A 16762-nucleotide genomic window follows, 5' to 3' on the forward strand; every position below is an offset into this window, starting at 1 on the left:
GGCATGCCCCGTGGTGGGAAGAGAATCGACGCGTGGCTGAGGGTGGTTGAAGGTGCTGGCCTGGGCGGCCCGCAGGTGAACCGTGCTCAGTCTTCGGACGGAAGCACGATGACGGTTGCGCAGCGCTGCGAATCGGTGACGATGCGAATGGCGAGCCCCGGATGGATCACGTAGTGCGATTCCAGCGACGCGCCCGATTGAAGCGCGCTGCTGTTCGTCTGCCATTGCTGGATGTTGACGTCGCCCCAGTCGCCACGGGTGTGGCGCCTGAAGTACGGGATCGGGTCCAGGCGACCCGCGCGGACCAGGCGGTCTACACCTCTGCTGAAGATGAGCGCCCCGATGGGGAACGCCAGCCGCTGGCAGTAGGTTTCGATGCGATGCGATGCCATGGGCTCCTCCTTGATGAGTCATTGAGCCACGACACCCCTGCCGGAGTGAAGTGGCTCCGTCAGGTGGATGAGGATGACGATGTGGGGCCTCAGATCAGGTCCCGCTCTTCGGGAAGCTGGACCACCGTGGTCTGGTGGTCCTCGCTGGTCTTGACGATCAGCGCCAGGTCCGGCGTGATCCTGAACTGCGAGATCATTAGGTTGTCCTGTTGGATCGCCACGTCGTTGGCTTGGCGTGTGGCCTCATCGATCTCGCCCCAGTCCCCGCGCACATGGCGCTGGACATAGGCCAAGGGGTCGATCAGGCCTCGCCGGGCCAGCCAATGCACCTTCTCGCTCAACTTCAACGTACTCGGTGCGAACAACGGTTGCTTGTGCGGCGCAGGCCGCTTGAACGGATTGGGGATCATGGTGTTTCTCCTTCGAGTTGGTACAGCAGGACGGCAGCGCGTCCGGTGGATCAGCGAATGGTCAACACCTCGCCCCGTGTCGCGGAGCCAGGTGTCATGTCCCACGCGCGGATGACGGGAACGAACTTGTCGGTGAGGATGCGGGTCTCGGCGATGGAGCCGTCTTCGCGTTCGGTGAACTCCCGCTGGAGCGTCTTGTCCTTGTGGGTGTCACCTTTGACGACGAGCACGCGCCCGGTCTTGGAGCGCACAACCCCCGAGATCGCACCCGCGGCCAGAGCCAGGGCGAGATGCCAGCGGGACAAGGCCCGCGCCGGTGGACGCAGCGATTGCTGCGCAGCCCCCAGGTGCGTGTCCTGCGATGGCCACAAGCCTTGCAGCCTGCCAACCTCATCGGCGAACTGCTCGGGCTCCATCGTCACGCGGAAGAAATGCTCTGGCTCGGCCGGGCTGGCGGGGACGATGTACGGCAGGAACGGCCACTCGCTCGGCAGTTCCTCGGCTTCGACTTCGCCTTGCCCTACCTGCAACAGCAGATTGCGCACGGCCTTGACGCCATCGGGCACCTGCTCGCGCTGGCGCACCCGGCGTCCGAAGATCACCACCTGCTTGAACTGCGTCTCCACCGCTCGGTAGATGCGCAGGTCCGTGTAGTGGCGCGTCAGCCAGCCGACCAACTCCGCGTCGAGCACGTAGCCGGGGACGATGAAAACCAGCACGCCGCCGTATTGCAGCAGCGAGAGCGTGCGCTGGTAGAACAGCTTTTCAAGGCGGGCACGGCCCTGGCCCTGATAGCCGATGTTGCCGTTGACGTCCTTGGACAGGTCCCCATACGGCGGGTTGAGCCAGAGCAGCCCGAAGGACTGCTTGGAGACCATCGTGTCCATCAGGTCCGCGTGCAGGCAGTGATCGACCAGGCCGCGGGCATGGCGCGCCCGCTCCGCGTCGAACTCGACGGCGAACGCCTTTGCCTGCTCGCGCCCGAGGGCATGGGCGGCTTCGGCGATCGCCACGCCTTCGCCGGCGCAGGGATCGAGGATGCACATCGGCCCGTCGCTGGGCATCAGTGCGTTGAGCGCTCTTTCGAGCGTGGGTTCGTCGGTCGGGAAATATCCGTTCTTGACGAAATTGCGGGCGAGCCGCGGGAACATGAGGGCCATGGAAGTCTCCTGGTTGGCGGGGATGAAACACGGAAGTACGCCAAGGCGTGCCTCCGAGGGTGGGTCAAGCCGCTACCGCTTCCGGCGTCCAAATCTTGGCCGGATACGGATAGGCGGTGAGCGCGTCGCTGCGGATCAGGGAGCCGAGCGCCAGGGTCAGCGCCGGCACGTCGATGGCGAGCCGATGGCCTTCCAGCGGCCCGAGGGCGAACGGAAGGCGGGCCAGCATCTCGCGGGTTTGCAGCAGTTCCAGCACGGTCTCGCGCCAGTGATCGAGCAGCGGCAACGGGCAGGTGTCCCGCACCAGCATCCACAGGCGGTCAAGCCTGTGGGCGCTGTCGCGTGGCAGCAGTGCCAATGCGCTGGCGTTGGCCTTGTCGGGCTTGACGCAGCGCCGGTCGAACAGCCACACGTTGGACAGCGAGCCGAACAGCGTCCGCCGGTACGCGCGCGTGATGCGCTTTTCCAGGCGATCGACGTTGCCGATGAATACCGGGACGCTGCCGCCCTGGTCGGTGATGACGTGGAACTGGTCCAGTCCCTGCTCGTCGCGCCCGAGGGTCAGGCGAGCGAGGAACTGCTGGACGGCGGTGTCCCGCGCCCAGATGGACAGGAAGATCAGGTTGCCCTGGTCATCGCCGACGCAGGCGTCGGCCATCACGTCCGGGCATTCGTCGATGCGGTACAGCGTGGAAGAAGTGTTTGCGGGCATGGTGGTGTCCTCGGATGAACGGGAACAGCACCGCCCGCTGGGGCAAGTACTGCCCCAGGGGGTGGAAGAAAACCGCTCAGTCCGGCTCGAACTGCCGGGTGTGCGGGTTGAAGTGAAGCGGCTCGTCCGCCGAAGTGATCGGCGTGAAGCCTTCCAGGTAGATGTTGTTGAGGTACTGGTCGCGGTAGGTCAGTGCCTGCCGTGCCTGGTCCTCGGTGAGGCCGTTGTCGATGAAGTACGCCAGCATTTCCTCGTCGGAGGACACTTCGTCGTTGGACAAACTCCCTTCAACGAGTGCCAGCAACGAGGGCGGAAGCGTTGCCAGGATCGGGTCCATGTCGGTTCCTCCTGGCTCAGGCCATCGACGCCGCGGCGGATGCCGCGGATGCCGTGGGTGTGCGCCGCCGGGCGTGGTAGGCGCGAACGCCTGCACGCCAGTCGGCGGACTGCTCCGGTGCGAGGTCCAGATAGGACAGCGGGCACGTGTAGTAGTACGGGTGCATGGACTCGTCCAAGGACTTGTAGCCCCACTGGCCGCCGCTTCGTTCAAGCAGATCGCAGCGGATGTAGCGCAGGGACTGGCCCGGTGCGAGATCACGATGCACGCCTTCGACCTTGGCGGTCACTTCGGCGACGGACCACAGCACGTTGCCGCGCAGGGTGTGAGCGATGACCTTGACGCTGGCGCGCTCGGTCTCTTGCGGTGCGATCAGTTCCGCGATCAGTTCGGACCGCGATTGGTTTGAGAAATACCAGCCCATGAGAGGCCTCCTCGAAAAGTTGAGCTGAAGGCCTCCCCGTGGGGAAGAACCCCCAGCGGGTGATGGAATGCCGCATCTGCGGCGAAGGAACCTATGCGTCGCCCTCAATCCCAGTCGTCATCGTCTCGATCACAACCGGCCGGGCAGTAGCCGAACTCGATCCCGTGCGAGCAATAGCCATGCTCCGCATTCCAGTCCTGGGTTTCCTGCCGTTCGGCAGGTGTTGCGTAGTCCCATTCCTGGGCCGCGATTTCGAGAGCCTGAGCACGTTGCTCATCCGGCAAACGATTGGCCTGTGCGTCGATCGCCGAACTGAAGAGCGTCACGTAGTGGTCGTAGGACAAGCCGCAACCGCGCTGGGCGTGTGCGGCGGCCGCTTTGCAAAGGTCCCGCCACGCGGGTTCATCCAGCGTTGAACGCGGGGTATCGCAAGCGATGGTGGACATGATGGAGACCTCCAGAAAATGGCCAGGGCCTCCCCCGCATGGGAAAGGAACCCCGGCGGGTGGATGAAGAACACCGCGCATGCGGCGTCTGCGATCACGCAGGTTTTGGTTCGGCCTGGCGGCTCCACTCCTGCGTCTTGAAGTCCAGCGCGTAGCCCAGCTCGCCCAGGCGGGCGATCTGCGCGCGCAGGGTGCGGCGGTCGATGGTCGAATCCAGTTTCACGGACTCGCCCAGCGGCCACAGCAGGCCGAAGAGCGCGGCGTCACCGTCTTCGGTGCTGCCGGGGGCAGCGGCCGTAGCAGGCGGTGGCGCATCCACGCCGAAGGGCGTGGTATCGACCAGCGGGTCCGCGGACGCCTGCACGGGTGCGGGCTTGGCGGGCCTGGACGCTTTGGTGGGCTTGGCCGGCGTTGCCGCAGGCTGCGCCCCTTGCTCTTCATCGAGCGGATCGACGTCCTGGGTGGCGAAGCTGCGGGCTTCGTCGCGGCTGAGTTTGTCGATGCCGTTGAGCGTCATGCCGTCGAGGCTGGCACGGATCTCGAACCGCATGCCGCCGCCGACCGGATAGGACTTCGGGAAGATGTACCTGATGATGAATTCCCCGTCGTACTTGCCTTCGGGGTACTGCTCCAGCTCCGGGTCTTTGACCTCGAAAGTACCGAGGTGCGTCGCGAGGCGGCCAACCGTGAACGGGCCGTTCTTGCCGCGGATGGTACGCAGCGTGAGCTGGCCGGGGACGACGATGGGCGCAACAGATTTCTCGGAAGCCGATGGGGTTGCCATGATGGTTCTCCTGATGATGAATGACGGGCCGCCGACGGCACCCGGTGGATGAGAGGAAATGGCCTCGCCCGAGGTGGGCGAGGTCCGCGTGGCATCACGCCTTGAGCTGGCGCATGCCTTCGGCCAGCAGCCACAACGCCCGGTTCAGGCGCAGGTTCTGGTCGATGCCTTGCACCGGACGGGTGCGCTGATTGCGGCCGTTGGCCGTGCGTCCGTTCAGGCCCCCTTTGACTAGGTTCTCCTGGACGCGGTTGAAGACGGCCCACAGGTCGTTCTTGCGGTCGTCCCATCGCCGAGGGGCCAGCAGTTGGCTCTCGGTGACAGGCGTGGACTTGGCCGGATCGTCGTACTTGAGTGCGAGCGCAGAGTTCGCAAAGACCTCCGCTTCGCCCTCATCGAGGGTGATGGTGCGCATCGCATCGCGCGCGTTATGCACGCGCTCGAAACCTTCGAGGACTCCGTAGGCACCTTCGATCACCTGGCTGGCCACGTCGCCCTTGTGGGGAACGCGGATGTCTGCGGTGGTGTCACCGCAAACCAGGCCGTTGTGGCAGACGAACCGGAACATGCCGGCGAGCATCTGATAGCTGCTCGTGCCGTCATGGCTGTTGAGCAGGATGATCTCGTTCGCCTCGTCGCCGTTGATCTGGCTTGCATGGCGAAGTCGGATGAGGTGCTTCGTGTACTCGCGCCGGTCTTCGTTGCGCACGCGCGTCTGACACACCATGAAGGGCTCGAAGCCCTCCTGGCGCAGCTTGGTCAGCACGGTCGAGGTCGGTATGTAGGCATACCGATCGGACCGGCTCCCATGTGGAGCGTCGGCGAAGATCGACGGAACGACGGCACGAATGCGGTCGTCCGAGAGTGGGCGATCAGAGCGCAGGATCGGGGATTGCGGAGCAAAGCGGGATACCAGAGACATGGCTGATCTCCTTTGAGAAATTCGACAACCGCGTGGCCGTGAGACCACGCGGAACTCGGGGGATGAAATGCGCAAGCACGCGTCCTGGGGACGCGGCGTACGTGGGGAGGAAAAGCGACAAGGCCCCGTGAGAGGCCGTGCCGGATCAGAACGAAGCAGCCAATGCCGGCTCCTGCTCCTGGACTTGCGCCTCGGGCTCGCGCTCGGCGGGCTCGGTGGCCGTGTCGATGGCATCGTCGGCTTCGGACGCGGATGCGTCTTCGGCCGGCGGCGCCTCGGCTTGCGCCTGGCTCGTCGGATAGACCTGGGTGCCGTCGATCTTGATGAGACCGATGTGGACCAGCGTCGATTCCAGGCTGGCGGCCGGTTCCCCGGCGTGCTCACCCTTGGTGCGGATGTACGGATCGATCTTCATGTCGTTCAGACGGAAGGCGATCAGCACCTTGCGGTCACCCTCGACGGCCTGAACGCACCGGCGAACCAGGTGCTCGGCTTCCGGGGTGGCGACGATGGTGTCGAAGTACCGATACTCCGGTTCATCGACAGGCCCGGCCAGTGCCGCGACGGTGCAAGAGAGGAACGAGTCGCCAGCTTTTGGGGTGACGTCCTTCACACGATTGAGATAGCCGATGCCGCGGGTGATCAACTCGTGCTGCTCGATCGAAGCCAGTTCGGCCCGGTCGATCAGTTCGGCCTTGAGCAGTCGCGCCTTGAGGGACGCGGCGGCCTGACCCTTCTGCTCACCCTTGTCGCGGATGTACACATCGCCCCACAGGTCACCGAGGCGAAAGCGCACCAGCGGGCGCTGCTTGGGATCGTCAACGCCGATGTAGCGCTGAACGAGCTTCTTGGCCTCGGCACCCGAGACCTTGACGTCGAAGTAGCGGTAGCTGGGGTCCCGGGCGGGGCCGACCAGCGCGGCGATGGTGCATGCCAGGAAAGGCTGCGCACGGCGGCCGCCCCGGACGGGCACTTCACGGACACGCTGGATGTAGCCGATGCCCGAGGTGTGGAGGTCGAAATACGATTTCTCGTTGGACGTGGTGTTCATGGTGAATCTCCATTGGGATGAAGCGGAGACACACCGGCCCACGCATGCGGGGAAGGTGCGTGACCCCGCGGTGGGTTGATAAGGCGAAAGCATCCGCCACCAGAGGCTGGTGGCCGCTCGCGGAAGGATGCGGTGCGAGCTGGCTCGGTCACGCAGTGGGAACTGCGCCGCAACCTCGAAGACCGATGGTTGCCTGGCATGTCGCTGACGACGTCAGCAGGCATGGGGCCAGCATGGCGGGGCCTCGCGCGCGCGGCAGCAATCAATCGGCACCCGGGCGCTTCCCTTTGTCCGCGCCACCCGGCGCCTGTCACAGGCACTTGGCGCCGCGCAGGTGCTCGGGGGTATCGGCGCGCGGACGGCCGGGACGGCTCCAGGCGCCGCCACCGCGCGCGCCGATCAGCCGCCAGCCGGCGGCGCGCAGGCTGGCGCCACCTTCGTCGGGCATGGTGTAGGTGAGCAGGCGTATGTAGCCCAGCGCCCTTGCCGCCTGCCAGGCCGCGCCGTAGAGCTTGCTGCAGGCGCTGGGTGTGCCGTCGGTGCACAGCCGCGTGACTTCCAGCGTCCAGGTGCCGCGCGACCGGGCGGCCGACAATGGCCACGCCGTGGATCAGGTCGCTGTCGCTCAGCGTGACGGCCAGGGCGAACTTCGCGCCCTGGACCGGGCGGTGGTGGCGATGGTGCGACAGAACGAATGCATTGGCCGTGCGCAGCGACACCGGTAGGAGGTGCAGCCTCGGCGAGGTCGATGGCGTGTTCATGCGGTTGTCTCCGGTGGCATGCCGGCGTTGTGGCCGGCGGGGCGTGCCTCGGCGGCTGGAGACAAACGCGCACGCGCGGCGATGGCGGCGGTGCGAACAAAAGAAGGCCCCCGATGCGGGGGCTGCGAGGCGGTTGCCGCGTCAGGCGGGAGGCACCACTGCTAAGGACAGGTGCGTGGCGGTGGCGGAAAGCACGAGATCGTCCGCCGAGTGCTGGAGGCGCGTGAACAGGCCGTCCTTCGGGTCGAAATACTCCGCGAAGTCATCGCCGCCCAGCTCGCGGCCGGCGAGGTGCCACCAGTCATCGAACGGGTCGGTGTCCGGGTTGCATCCGACGGCGTAGGCGAGCAGTGCCTGGCGCCCATCCGGGCGACGCTCCCCACGCTCGGCGAGGAAGTACACGCCCTGATCCTTGACCAGGACAATGCGGCACTGATTGGGGACGTCTCAGAAAACGGAAAAAATCGTACGCTAAGCCGGTTGCAGCGGTCGTAGCGGCCTGAACTTGCCCGCGCCGATCTTGGCGCTGCTGCGCCAGAGGTAATCGCCGGTCAGGTTGATGTGCTCCCAGCCCAGCGGCGACAGGTACTGCAACAGGGCGTCATCGACAGTCTGGCCGTGACCGCGTAAGGCGTTTGAGGCCCGTTCCAGATAGACCGTGTTCCACAACACTATGGCCGCCGTCACCAGGTTGAGGCCGCTGGCCCGGTAGCGCTGCTGCTCGAAACTGCGGTCGCGGATTTCGCCCAGCCGGTTGAAGAACACGGCGCGGGCTAGCGCGTTGCGGGCTTCGCCCTTGTTCAGTCCGGCATGCACGCGGCGGCGCAGCTCGACGCTTTGCAGCCAGTCCAGGATGAACAGCGTTCGCTCGATGCGGCCCAGCTCGCGCAGCGCCACGGCCAGGCCGTTCTGGCGCGGGTAGCTGCCGAGTTTCCTGAGCATCAGCGAGGCCGTCACCGTGCCCTGCTTGATCGAGGTGGCCAGCCGCACCTTGGCGTTGATCGCCTTGCCGGACGCCTGGAACTGCTGCTGATGCTTGTGCTTGGCAGCGTTGAACAGCTTGCCCAGGATGCGGTCGTGCAGGTCGATGATTTCGTCGGTGACGGTGGCCATGCCCTCGATGGCGAGCGCACCAGGGTCGCGTAGCGGCGCTGTGCCTCGAACTTGGCCAGATCGGCGGGCGTCATCTGGCCGCCTTCGCGGGCGATCTTGAGCAGGCGGTTCTGGTGCACCGACCGCTCGATGCCGGAAGGCAGGTCGAGCGCCTGCCAGGCTTTGAGGCGCTCGATGTGTTCGAGTATGTGGCGCGAGTTCGGCTTGACGGGCGACTGGCGCAGCCAGGCCAGCCAGGTCGTCTTGCCGTTGTCGTGGCGCTTGAGCAGATCGTCGAGGCGGTGCCGGTGGGTGGCCGACAGGGGATCGGACAAGGCCGCGTAGATGCGGCGGTTGGCGCGGCTGTAGGCGTTCATCGAACACCTCCCTTTTCCTCATCCGGCGCAACAGGACAGTTGCTTCACGTCCTTGTTGAAGGTCTGCGCCGCGAGCTTCAGTCCCTCGACCATGGTCAGGTAGGGGAACAACTGGTCGGCCAGCTCCTGCACGGTCATCCGGTGGCGGATCGCCAGCGCGGCCGTCTGGATCAGTTCGCCCGCTTCCGGCGCGACCGCCTGTACGCCGATCAGCCGCCCTGAGCCAGCTTCCGCCACCAGCTTGATGAAGCCGCGCGTGTCGAAGTTGGCGAGCGCCCTCGGCACGTTGTCGAGCGTCAGCAGCCGGCTGTCGGTCTCGATGCCGTCGTGGTGCGCTTCCGCCTCGCTGTAGCCCACGGTCGCCACCTGCGGATCGGTGAACACCACCGCCGGCATCGCCGTCAGGTCCAGCGCCGCGTCGCCGCCGGTCATGTTGATCGCGGCGCGCGTGCCGGCCGCCGCCGCCACATAGACGAACTGCGGCTGGTCGGTGCAGTCGCCGGCAGCAAAGATGTGCGGTGCGCTCGTGCGCATGGCGCGGTCGATGACGATGGCTCCCTGCGCATTGACTTCGACGCCTGCCGCTTCAAGGTTCAGGCTGCGCGTGTTCGGCGCGCGACCGGTGGCGACCAGCAGCTTGTCGGCGCGCACTTCCCCCTGCCCGGTGGTGAGCACGAATTCCCCGCCCGCATAGGCAACGTGGCTCGCCTGGGTGTGGTCCAGCACCTCGATGCCCTCGGCGCGGAAGGCGTCTGTTACGGCTTCCCCGATGGCCGGGTCTTCTCGGAAGAACAGCGTGCTGCGCGCCAGGATCGTGACCTGGCTGCCCAGCCGGGCGAAGGCTTGCGCCAACTCGACCGCCACCACGGAGGAACCAATCACGGCCAGCCGCTCGGGGAGCGAGCTGCTTTCCAGCGCCTCGGTGGAGGTCCAGTGGGGTGTGTCCGCAAGGCCCGGGATTGGCGGAAGCGCCGGGCTCGCGCCGGTGGCAATCAGGCAGCGGTCGAAGTTCACCTCGTGCGTGCCGCCGTCAGCGGTCGCCACGGTCAGCGTGCGCGTGTCCCTGAACCGGGCCTCGCCGCGCAGCACGGTGATGGCCGGAGTGCTTGCCAGGATGCCTTCGTACTTGGCATGGCGCAGCTCCTCGACGCGGCCTTGTTGCTGGGCCAGCAGCCGCTCGCGCAGTACAGCGGGCGCTGCGGCCGGCAGGCCAGCATCGAACGGGCTTTCGCGGCGCAGGTGGACGATGTGCGCGGCGCGGATCATGATCTTGGACGGCACGCAGCCGACATTGACGCAGGTGCCGCCGATGGTGCCGCGCTCGATCAGCGTGACGCGGGCGCCTTGCTCCACGGCCTTCAAGGCAGCCGCCATCGCCGCGCCGCCGCTGCCTATCACAGCCACGTGCAGCGCTTGTTCACCGCCAACATGCTTCGTTTCGCCACCGAGCCAGCCCAGCGCCTTGTCTAGCAGGCCGGCAGGCTTGTTCGGCGTGTCGGTAAGCCGTGCGCGATAGCCGAGCGTGGCCACTGCGGCAACCAGCGGGGCCACGCTCACGCCTGCATCCGCCTCGATTTCGGCCTGCCGCTGCGGATAGGACACCGAGGCCGCGCGCACGCCGGGCACGTTCGTCAAAGCCTGCTGGACGTGCTCGGCGCACGACGTGCAGGTCATGCCTTCGATGTGGAGGGTGATCGCCTCGGCCATGATTACGCCCTCACTGCTTGACGCTGGACGGGTAACCCGCGTTTGCGGTGGCCTTGGTCAAGGCGTCGGCATTGGTCTTGGCCTCGTCGAAGGTGACGACGGCCTCCCGCTTCTCGAAGCTGACTTCGGCCTTCTCGACGCCGGCGACCTTGGACAGAGCCGTCTTGACCGTGATCGGGCACGCGGCGCAGGTCATGCCGGGCACCGACAGGGTGACGGTCTTGGTGGCAGCCCAGGCGGGCGCGCTTAGAGCGGCGGCCAGGGCGATGAGGGTGGTGAGGGTGGTGAGTTTCTTCATGGTGATCTCCTTTCAGTAGAACAGCGGCAGGACGTAGGGAAACGCGAGGGCAACCAGAACCAGGGCGGCCACGATCCAGAAGATCACCTTGTAGGCAGTCCGCACTTGGGGCACGGCGCAAACGTCGCCGGGCTTGCAGGCATGGGCTGGTCGGAAGATGCTGCGCCAGGCGAAGAACAGCGCGATGAGCGCTGCGCCGATGAAGATCGGCCGATACGGCTCCAGCACGGTCAGGTTGCCGATCCACGCGCCAGAGAAGCCGAGCGCGACCAGGACAAGGGGGCCGAGGCAGCAGGCCGAGGCGAGGACGGCCGCGACGCCGCCGGTCGCCAGTGCGCCGCAGCCGTTCTTGGGTTCCGACATAAGGTTCTCCTTCCGGGACTTCGCTTGATGCTGTAACGTTACTTCCGTAGTCAACTACGGAGTCAAGCGCCATGGAGAACGCTCAAGAGAATCTGACCATCGGGGCCTTCGCCAAGGCAGCCCGGGTCAACGTGGAGACGATCCGCTTCTATCAGCTCAAGGGCTTGCTACCCCAGCCGGAGCGGCCCTACGGTCGCATCCGCCGCTACGGGCAGGCGGACGTGGCGCGGGTGAAGTTCGTGAAGTCAGCCCAGCGCCTGGGATTCAGCCTGGATGAAGTCGGCCAGCTCCTGAAACTGGAGGACGGCACCCATTGCAGCGAGGCGGCCGAACTGGCTGCTCACCGGCTGGCCGATGTGCGCGCACGCATGGCGGACCTCACGCGGATGGAAGAGGCCCTGTCGACGCTAGTGAGAGAGTGCAACGCGCACCATGGCAATGTTTCCTGCCCGTTGATCGCAGCTTTGCATTGCTGCTAAAGGGCCCACTTCGGCTCTTAGCGTACGATTTTTTTCCGTTTTCTGAGACGACCCCTGATTGGCGATGGCTTCGGTCAGCACGGGGCGCAGGTCAGCGCCTTTGAATCGCAGTGACATGGATGAAATCTCCTGTGTGGAAGAATGAGAAAGGCCTCCATCCGATGGGATGAAGGGCCTGTAGTGCACGCGGCCGGAACGGCTGGAACGCCGTGGCGGATGCCTCGGGTCAGCCGCAGGACCGCCCGGTTTCGCTGCGGGGCGTCATGCCGGGACGGCCTGGCGCTTGCGGGCCGCTTTCGCGTCGAGGATGCTCACGTCGATCTGGCGCCAGCGCCCGTCGTCGATGAGCCTCTCCAGCACTTCGCCGAGCATGTCGAAATACACCTCGTCGTGCCGATCGACCAGTTCGACCGATTCACCGTTCTGACGGTGCAGTTCCACCACGTAGGTGTCTCCGCCGCGGTCGTAGAGGATCGTCACCCGGCCCTCGAACTTCGCGGTCGAGACCGTGAAGCTGATCGCCGGCGGGGTCTCGATGATCTTGGAGGGCGTGGGATCGACCCAGGTGAAGTCGCGGGCACCGGCATCCACCAGCATGTGGGTGATGCGCCGGAAGCGATCGGGGGCCGGCATCTCCTCCAACTGCTCGATGAGCTGGCCCAACTCCATGCACTGCGGCGTGGGAATGGGCAGCTTGGCCGGCGCCGAGCCGAGGATGTGCCTCGTGATGGTGTACGGCGTGCCGTCCGAAGTCTCCTCGGTGATGACCTCCGGCGTGTCCGCGCGCAGTCCGTCGAAGCGACGACGGGCATAGGGTTGGACATGCACCTTGGCGCCTTCGGCAGGAACCGTGGTCACCAGGCTGGGATCGAGCACCGCGAACTCGGAAGGCTTGAGCTTGACGACGATGGCATCGTCGGTCGCGGCGACCACCTTGCCGTCGAAGGGTTGGGGGTCGATGGCGAAGCCCAGCGTTGAGGACAGCGGCTGATCATCGAACACGCGGTACTTGAACGACCGCACGTTGCGGGGCACATGGCCTGCGACCAGCGAAGGCATCATGGATTTGATGAGGGAACGATCCATGGGGAAACTCCTTGAGGAAAAACAAGGGATTCCCCGCCCGCAAGGGAGAGGTCCCTTGTGGGTGGCGTGGATGGACGCGGTAGGTCCGTAGGAAGAAACGACCAGCACGGTTTCCCGCGCTTGCAGCCTCGAAGGTCTCGACTGCCTGGGCATGTGCCGGCAACGCCGACGAACATGGGGCAAGCATGGCCCTGGGGCGGTCTGCCTGCCCGCAGGAAACGGCACCGCACCACAACCGTTTTCCTGTGCTGCGGGCAAGAAAAAGCCCCTCGAAAGGGGCTGGAGGAATCAGGCTTGGTACACGAAGTAGTGCTCGCGCTGACGCGGAAAGAACACGTGTTTCCACGTGTCGCCGCTTGTGTTGCCACCGTCGAAGACGACCATTTCGTAGTCGTCCACGTCGGTGTCCACCAGGTCGGCGCTGGCGATATGGCGCATGTGCAGCGTGCCGCTCATGCGCTCGAATACCAGGATCTGGCCGATGGCATCTTCCTGGCTCATGGCGTTGACGCAGGCTCCGAGTTGGTGCTCGAAGTCGGATGCGGGTGTGATGAGGTCGGGGAACATGGGATCGCTCCTGTGAAAGTGCGCCGGCCCGGCTCTCTGGCGGGAGACCGGGCCGGCATGCGGTGAGGACAAGGAAGGCCGGGGATGTGTGTGGCAGCTATTCGCCGGCCAGCGATAGGCCCGGCAACACGGGTGCGTCGGCATCGAGGATGAGGATGCGCACGTCGGCCTGGCCGGCCAGTTCAAGGATCTGTGCCAGCTCGTCCGGCATGCCCTTGCTGCGGTGCTCCTGCCGAAGCTGCTCGGCGGCGATCCCCTCGACGTCCTGCAGGTGCTGGTCCGTCCAGGGCGTGGAGATCAGCTTGACGCCGATCGCCGGGCTGTAGGGAATCCGGAACGCGATGAACAAAAAGGCCTCCGGCGTCGCGAGGTCAGCCAGGTTGGCCAGGTACTGGCCGGTTTCGCGGCTGATGTGCGCGCTGCTGATTTCCCAGCACCGGCTGTAGTAGCCGGTCTCGAAGCTCAACCGCTGCACGACTTCCCGTGCGGCCTCGGCCGAATAGGTGTCGCCAATGTGGACGGGGCGGCCGTCGAAGTCGTCGCCGTGGATCGCGTACACCACGGCACCCACCATGCCTTCGCCGCTGCCCCCTTCAGCCGCGTCGCATTCGGCGATCAGTGCGGCGCCGACAGGTTCGGTGCCAGTCCTGACCACCGCGAAGTCGCTGGTGATGATGCAAGGAGAAGAAACCAGCGCCGCGTCGCAGAGGTGCTGCTGGCTCGGGTGGATGTTTCGCCAAACATGCGGGCTTCCGTCCTCGTAGCTGATGGACAGCGTGCGGACGATTTTCAGATTCCAGTAGCCGCGTAGAAAGGGATTGGGATTCTGGGACATGGGATTTCTCCAACAGAATAATGATGGAGCAAATCCCCGCCACCGGGAATTGACCCCGGTGGGTGGAAAGAAAGGAAACAGCGTCAGGTGACGCTGATCGTTGGCGTTTGGGCCAATCGCTCGGCGACGCGCCGGCGCAAATTCATGCGGAATGGCTCGTCGCTGACGCCCGCCAGCAGATTGATGGTCTCCAGCGCGATCAGGGCCGAAGCCTCTTCGATGTCGGCGGCCACAATGGTCTTGCGCAATTGGTCGCCGAGCTGGAGGGCCTGGGAGGAGGAGCTGATGAAGCGGACCTCGCGGCTCAGGTAGCAGCCGTTGCCGCCGAACTCGAACAGCCGCGGCTTGCTGCAGTACCAGCAGCCCTCGAACTGGATGGCGGTCAGGTGGTGCCCGTCATCGAACCGGGTGGCGATCAGAAACAATGCGTCGAGATCGGCGGTGTCCTCGAACGAATGACGGTCGATCAAGTTCCCCAGCTCTTCGTCCTCATCGGCACGGAAGTGCACGGCGAGCAGTTCGAGCAGCGGCGGGATCGACAGCCCTTCGTCGTCCGGCATCGGAATACCGAGTTGCGTGGCCAGGTCTTCCAGGCCATCGAGCACGTCCGGCCATTGCGGATTGGTGGTCTCGGCGATCTGGGCGATGTAGGCCTGCCCGTTGCCGGGGTGGCTCTCGTCCAGCGCGAAGGCGCCGAACAGCGCCTGGATGACGGGCGTCACACGGTCGAGCACGAGAACGCCGGTGGCTTCGTAGTAGTTGTTGGCCATGAAGGCTCCTTTCGATGAATGAACGGAGCCAGCCCTTGCGGACGATGGCATCCGCAGGGGAAACCGCCTGATGCCGGATGGCGCTGGGCGGGGAGAAAACGCGAGGGACATGGCCTCGAACGAGGCGCATGTCCCTCATGGGGTCCCGTGAACGCAGTGATGAAGGTGTGCCAGGGACCGGCTCACCAACCGCTGTAGTTCAGCAGCAGGTCGGCGATCACCTGGCGACGTTGCAGATCGAGACCATCGAAGTCCGACAGTCCTTGGAAGTGGCAGCGCTTGAGCATGGCACCGCCCTCGCGCGCGTTGTAGAAGCTGAACATGGCGGACAGGAACATGCGTTCCCCGCTGCTCAGGACGCCGAGTGCGTCGTTGGCACGCAGCATGTCGGGACGCAGATCCCACTTGCTCTTTGCCTGGTTCAGGCCTTCGCGCGTGCCGTCGCCAAACCATTGCGGGCCTGCGATCTCGACGCCGCGCTTCCAGACCTCGAAGAAGGCTTGGGGCGCGGCGGCGAAATGCTGCTCTTCCCGCATGATCTGATCGACGACTTCCTGGGGCAAAAGCTGGTTCATGACGTGGTTCCTCCAGTTGGATCAGGGTGTGGCGAGCTGGGACCAGCCGCCTCTTTCGAGGGCACGTTGAGCCGCGGCATAGCTGCGGAAGTACTGGCAGGATTCCCGCGAAACGGGACCTTCTGTATCGCGCGTGCCGATGTAGTGGCCGGCGGCGCTATGCAGGATTTCGAGCGGCAGGAACTTGCCGCAATGGATCAAGGCCAACTGGCCGAAAGAGGCTTGCTGGGACATGGACGGGCTCCTTGGAAAAAGCGGGGCCTCGTCCCTCACGGGATGGCAGCTCCCGCACGCGGTTGAGAAAAAAGCATCGGCGTCACGGGTGACGCGCGTCCGCAGACTCGATGCGATGGCGGACTGGCGGGTAGCGCGGAAAGAATCCGCGGCAGCCTGGAAACTCTGGCTGCTGGCATGGTGCTGACGAATCAGCGACACATGCGGGCAGCTTCATGCGCGAGGCGAGCCGCGTCAGCCGGAAATCGGCATTTGCAACAGCCCCGATTGGCGAACGCGGAAAAAAGAAAGCCCCGCAATAAGTGCGGGGCTGTCAGGAGGATGAGGCGAAACTGGGTCAGCGAGGCCTGTCGCCCAGTACATGCTGCTTCCACAGGGCGAATGCCTCGTCCGGTCCCAGCTCTGCGAGGATGACGATGGGCTGGCCCCGACGGGCACGCAGCGATGCGAAATACGCTGGCCGGTCGGCGATGGCGTTGAGCTTGATGCCCTTTAGGAACAGCAACTGGCGGGGGCGAACTTTGGTGGTAACGCAGGCATGATTGCGCTTGTTTGGGGCAAAAGGGCCAGCGAAGCGGGCGGACACGGCCAGAAAACCGCGACGAACTACTTGTACTTGCCAGGCGAGGCGAACGGGTGACATCAGCATATCGCTATGCGGTAAAGAAGACCGTCCTAAAGCTTGCAGGATCCCGGCATAGCTTCATCATCACCTCTCCGTGACGGCTCATTGGAACGAAAAAGGCCAGCATCGCCGTGATGGACTTTCATAATTGCCAGGTCAACTGGCTTGCGTGCTGTTTATTCACAGCAAGGCATTGCGACGTCGTTGCAGCAATCGCCGCCATCGCAACAGGGCGTTGCAGCAAAAGCGGCGGTGGGCGCTAGCATGAGGGCCAAGCCGCGGCCGCTCATGCTGGGGGCCGTTCTCTTCAGATTGGTGTCCTGCACCGTGTGCATTGCGAATTTCCGGATCGTCC

22 protein-coding genes and 3 pseudogenes are annotated in these 16762 nt (G+C 65.1%); 1 reads left to right on the plus strand and 24 read right to left on the minus strand.

The features are described 5' to 3' along the window. Window positions 1-86: 86 nt before the first annotated feature. From EV675_RS15810 to merT, 17 genes and pseudogenes are all read right to left on the minus strand, one after another. The gene (locus tag EV675_RS15810; RefSeq protein ID WP_003116817.1) at window positions 87-392 is read right to left on the minus strand and encodes a hypothetical protein; all 306 of its coding nucleotides are present in this window, start codon (window positions 390-392) and stop codon (window positions 87-89) included. Window positions 393-481: 89 nt separating this feature from the next. Then, the gene (locus tag EV675_RS15815; RefSeq protein ID WP_003116818.1) at window positions 482-802 is read right to left on the minus strand and encodes a hypothetical protein; all 321 of its coding nucleotides are present in this window, start codon (window positions 800-802) and stop codon (window positions 482-484) included. Window positions 803-852: 50 nt separating this feature from the next. Continuing rightward, window positions 853-1986 carry a DUF6094 domain-containing protein gene (locus tag EV675_RS15820; RefSeq protein ID WP_223224654.1) on the minus strand — a complete coding sequence of 378 codons (1134 nt, stop codon included), beginning with the start codon at window positions 1984-1986 and terminating at the stop codon, window positions 853-855. 40 nt (window positions 1987-2026) lie between these two features. Then, window positions 2027-2674 carry a hypothetical protein gene (locus EV675_RS15825; RefSeq protein WP_003116820.1) on the minus strand — a complete coding sequence of 216 codons (648 nt, stop codon included), beginning with the start codon at window positions 2672-2674 and terminating at the stop codon, window positions 2027-2029. Window positions 2675-2750: 76 nt separating this feature from the next. Then, entirely contained in the window at window positions 2751-3011 is a 261-nt protein-coding gene (locus tag EV675_RS15830; protein ID WP_003090124.1) for a hypothetical protein, read from the minus strand. Window positions 3012-3027: 16 nt separating this feature from the next. Continuing rightward, window positions 3028-3435, minus strand: coding sequence for a hypothetical protein (locus tag EV675_RS15835; protein ID WP_003116821.1), 408 nt, complete (start codon window positions 3433-3435; stop codon window positions 3028-3030). A gap of 104 nt (window positions 3436-3539) precedes the next feature. Beyond that, window positions 3540-3881, minus strand: a complete 342-nt coding sequence (locus EV675_RS15840; protein ID WP_003116822.1) for a hypothetical protein — start codon at window positions 3879-3881, stop codon at window positions 3540-3542. 94 nt (window positions 3882-3975) lie between these two features. After that, window positions 3976-4665: a DUF3275 family protein gene (locus tag EV675_RS15845; protein WP_003116823.1), complete on the minus strand. Its 690-nt coding sequence runs from the start codon at window positions 4663-4665 to the stop codon at window positions 3976-3978. Window positions 4666-4759: 94 nt separating this feature from the next. Further along, entirely contained in the window at window positions 4760-5587 is an 828-nt protein-coding gene (locus EV675_RS15850; protein WP_003116824.1) for a DUF932 domain-containing protein, read from the minus strand. A 145-nt stretch (window positions 5588-5732) separates the two neighbouring features. Further along, on the minus strand, window positions 5733-6638 hold the full coding sequence (locus EV675_RS15855) for a DUF3577 domain-containing protein (protein ID WP_003116825.1): 906 nt from the start codon (window positions 6636-6638) through the stop codon (window positions 5733-5735). Between the two features lie 310 nt (window positions 6639-6948). Continuing rightward, window positions 6949-7399: pseudogene (locus tag EV675_RS30015) on the minus strand (XF1762 family protein). 141 nt (window positions 7400-7540) lie between these two features. Then, window positions 7541-7837 (minus strand): annotated as a pseudogene (locus EV675_RS15865) (DUF3085 domain-containing protein); the annotation flags it as partial. A gap of 33 nt (window positions 7838-7870) precedes the next feature. Continuing rightward, a pseudogene (locus EV675_RS30295) lies at window positions 7871-8389 on the minus strand (Tn3 family transposase); the annotation flags it as partial. Next, window positions 8353-8868, minus strand: coding sequence for a Tn3 family transposase (locus EV675_RS30300; RefSeq protein WP_003098931.1), 516 nt, complete (start codon window positions 8866-8868; stop codon window positions 8353-8355). The gene EV675_RS30300 and the pseudogene EV675_RS30295, both read right to left, overlap by 37 nt. A gap of 18 nt (window positions 8869-8886) precedes the next feature. After that, window positions 8887-10575 (minus strand): mercury(II) reductase, encoded by a 1689-nt coding sequence (merA, locus tag EV675_RS15875; protein WP_003098932.1) that lies wholly within the window; start codon window positions 10573-10575, stop codon window positions 8887-8889. A gap of 10 nt (window positions 10576-10585) precedes the next feature. Beyond that, a complete protein-coding gene (gene merP, locus EV675_RS15880; protein ID WP_003116826.1) occupies window positions 10586-10873 on the minus strand; it encodes a mercury resistance system periplasmic binding protein MerP in 288 nt (95 codons plus the stop codon). 12 nt (window positions 10874-10885) lie between these two features. Beyond that, window positions 10886-11236: a mercuric ion transporter MerT gene (merT, locus tag EV675_RS15885; protein ID WP_003116827.1), complete on the minus strand. Its 351-nt coding sequence runs from the start codon at window positions 11234-11236 to the stop codon at window positions 10886-10888. Between the two features lie 71 nt (window positions 11237-11307). On the opposite strand from merT, the gene merR reads away from it, so the two are divergent. Continuing rightward, window positions 11308-11715, plus strand: a complete 408-nt coding sequence (gene merR / locus EV675_RS15890) for an Hg(II)-responsive transcriptional regulator (RefSeq protein ID WP_003098939.1) — start codon at window positions 11308-11310, stop codon at window positions 11713-11715. Between the two features lie 261 nt (window positions 11716-11976). Here merR and EV675_RS15900 read toward each other — a convergent pair whose 3' ends face one another. The 7 genes from EV675_RS15900 to EV675_RS30305 all read right to left on the minus strand — a co-directional run bounded on the left by EV675_RS15900 (window position 11977) and on the right by EV675_RS30305 (window position 16431). Next, on the minus strand, window positions 11977-12801 hold the full coding sequence (locus EV675_RS15900) for a hypothetical protein (protein ID WP_003098941.1): 825 nt from the start codon (window positions 12799-12801) through the stop codon (window positions 11977-11979). Between the two features lie 288 nt (window positions 12802-13089). After that, on the minus strand, window positions 13090-13368 hold the full coding sequence (locus EV675_RS15905; protein ID WP_003116828.1) for a hypothetical protein: 279 nt from the start codon (window positions 13366-13368) through the stop codon (window positions 13090-13092). 97 nt (window positions 13369-13465) lie between these two features. After that, window positions 13466-14203 carry a DUF5983 family protein gene (locus tag EV675_RS15910; RefSeq protein WP_003116829.1) on the minus strand — a complete coding sequence of 246 codons (738 nt, stop codon included), beginning with the start codon at window positions 14201-14203 and terminating at the stop codon, window positions 13466-13468. Between the two features lie 83 nt (window positions 14204-14286). Beyond that, window positions 14287-14973: a hypothetical protein gene (locus tag EV675_RS15915; protein ID WP_003116830.1), complete on the minus strand. Its 687-nt coding sequence runs from the start codon at window positions 14971-14973 to the stop codon at window positions 14287-14289. A 182-nt stretch (window positions 14974-15155) separates the two neighbouring features. Then, window positions 15156-15548 (minus strand): hypothetical protein, encoded by a 393-nt coding sequence (locus EV675_RS15920; protein ID WP_003116832.1) that lies wholly within the window; start codon window positions 15546-15548, stop codon window positions 15156-15158. A 21-nt stretch (window positions 15549-15569) separates the two neighbouring features. Then, the gene (locus EV675_RS15925; protein WP_003116833.1) at window positions 15570-15782 is read right to left on the minus strand and encodes a hypothetical protein; all 213 of its coding nucleotides are present in this window, start codon (window positions 15780-15782) and stop codon (window positions 15570-15572) included. A 337-nt stretch (window positions 15783-16119) separates the two neighbouring features. Continuing rightward, window positions 16120-16431, minus strand: a complete 312-nt coding sequence (locus EV675_RS30305) for a hypothetical protein (protein ID WP_003108988.1) — start codon at window positions 16429-16431, stop codon at window positions 16120-16122. Window positions 16432-16762 lie beyond the last annotated feature (331 nt).

Origin of the sequence: Pigmentiphaga kullae (assembly GCF_004216695.1) — a bacterium.
GTDB lineage: Bacteria > Pseudomonadota > Gammaproteobacteria > Burkholderiales > Burkholderiaceae_B > Pigmentiphaga > Pigmentiphaga kullae.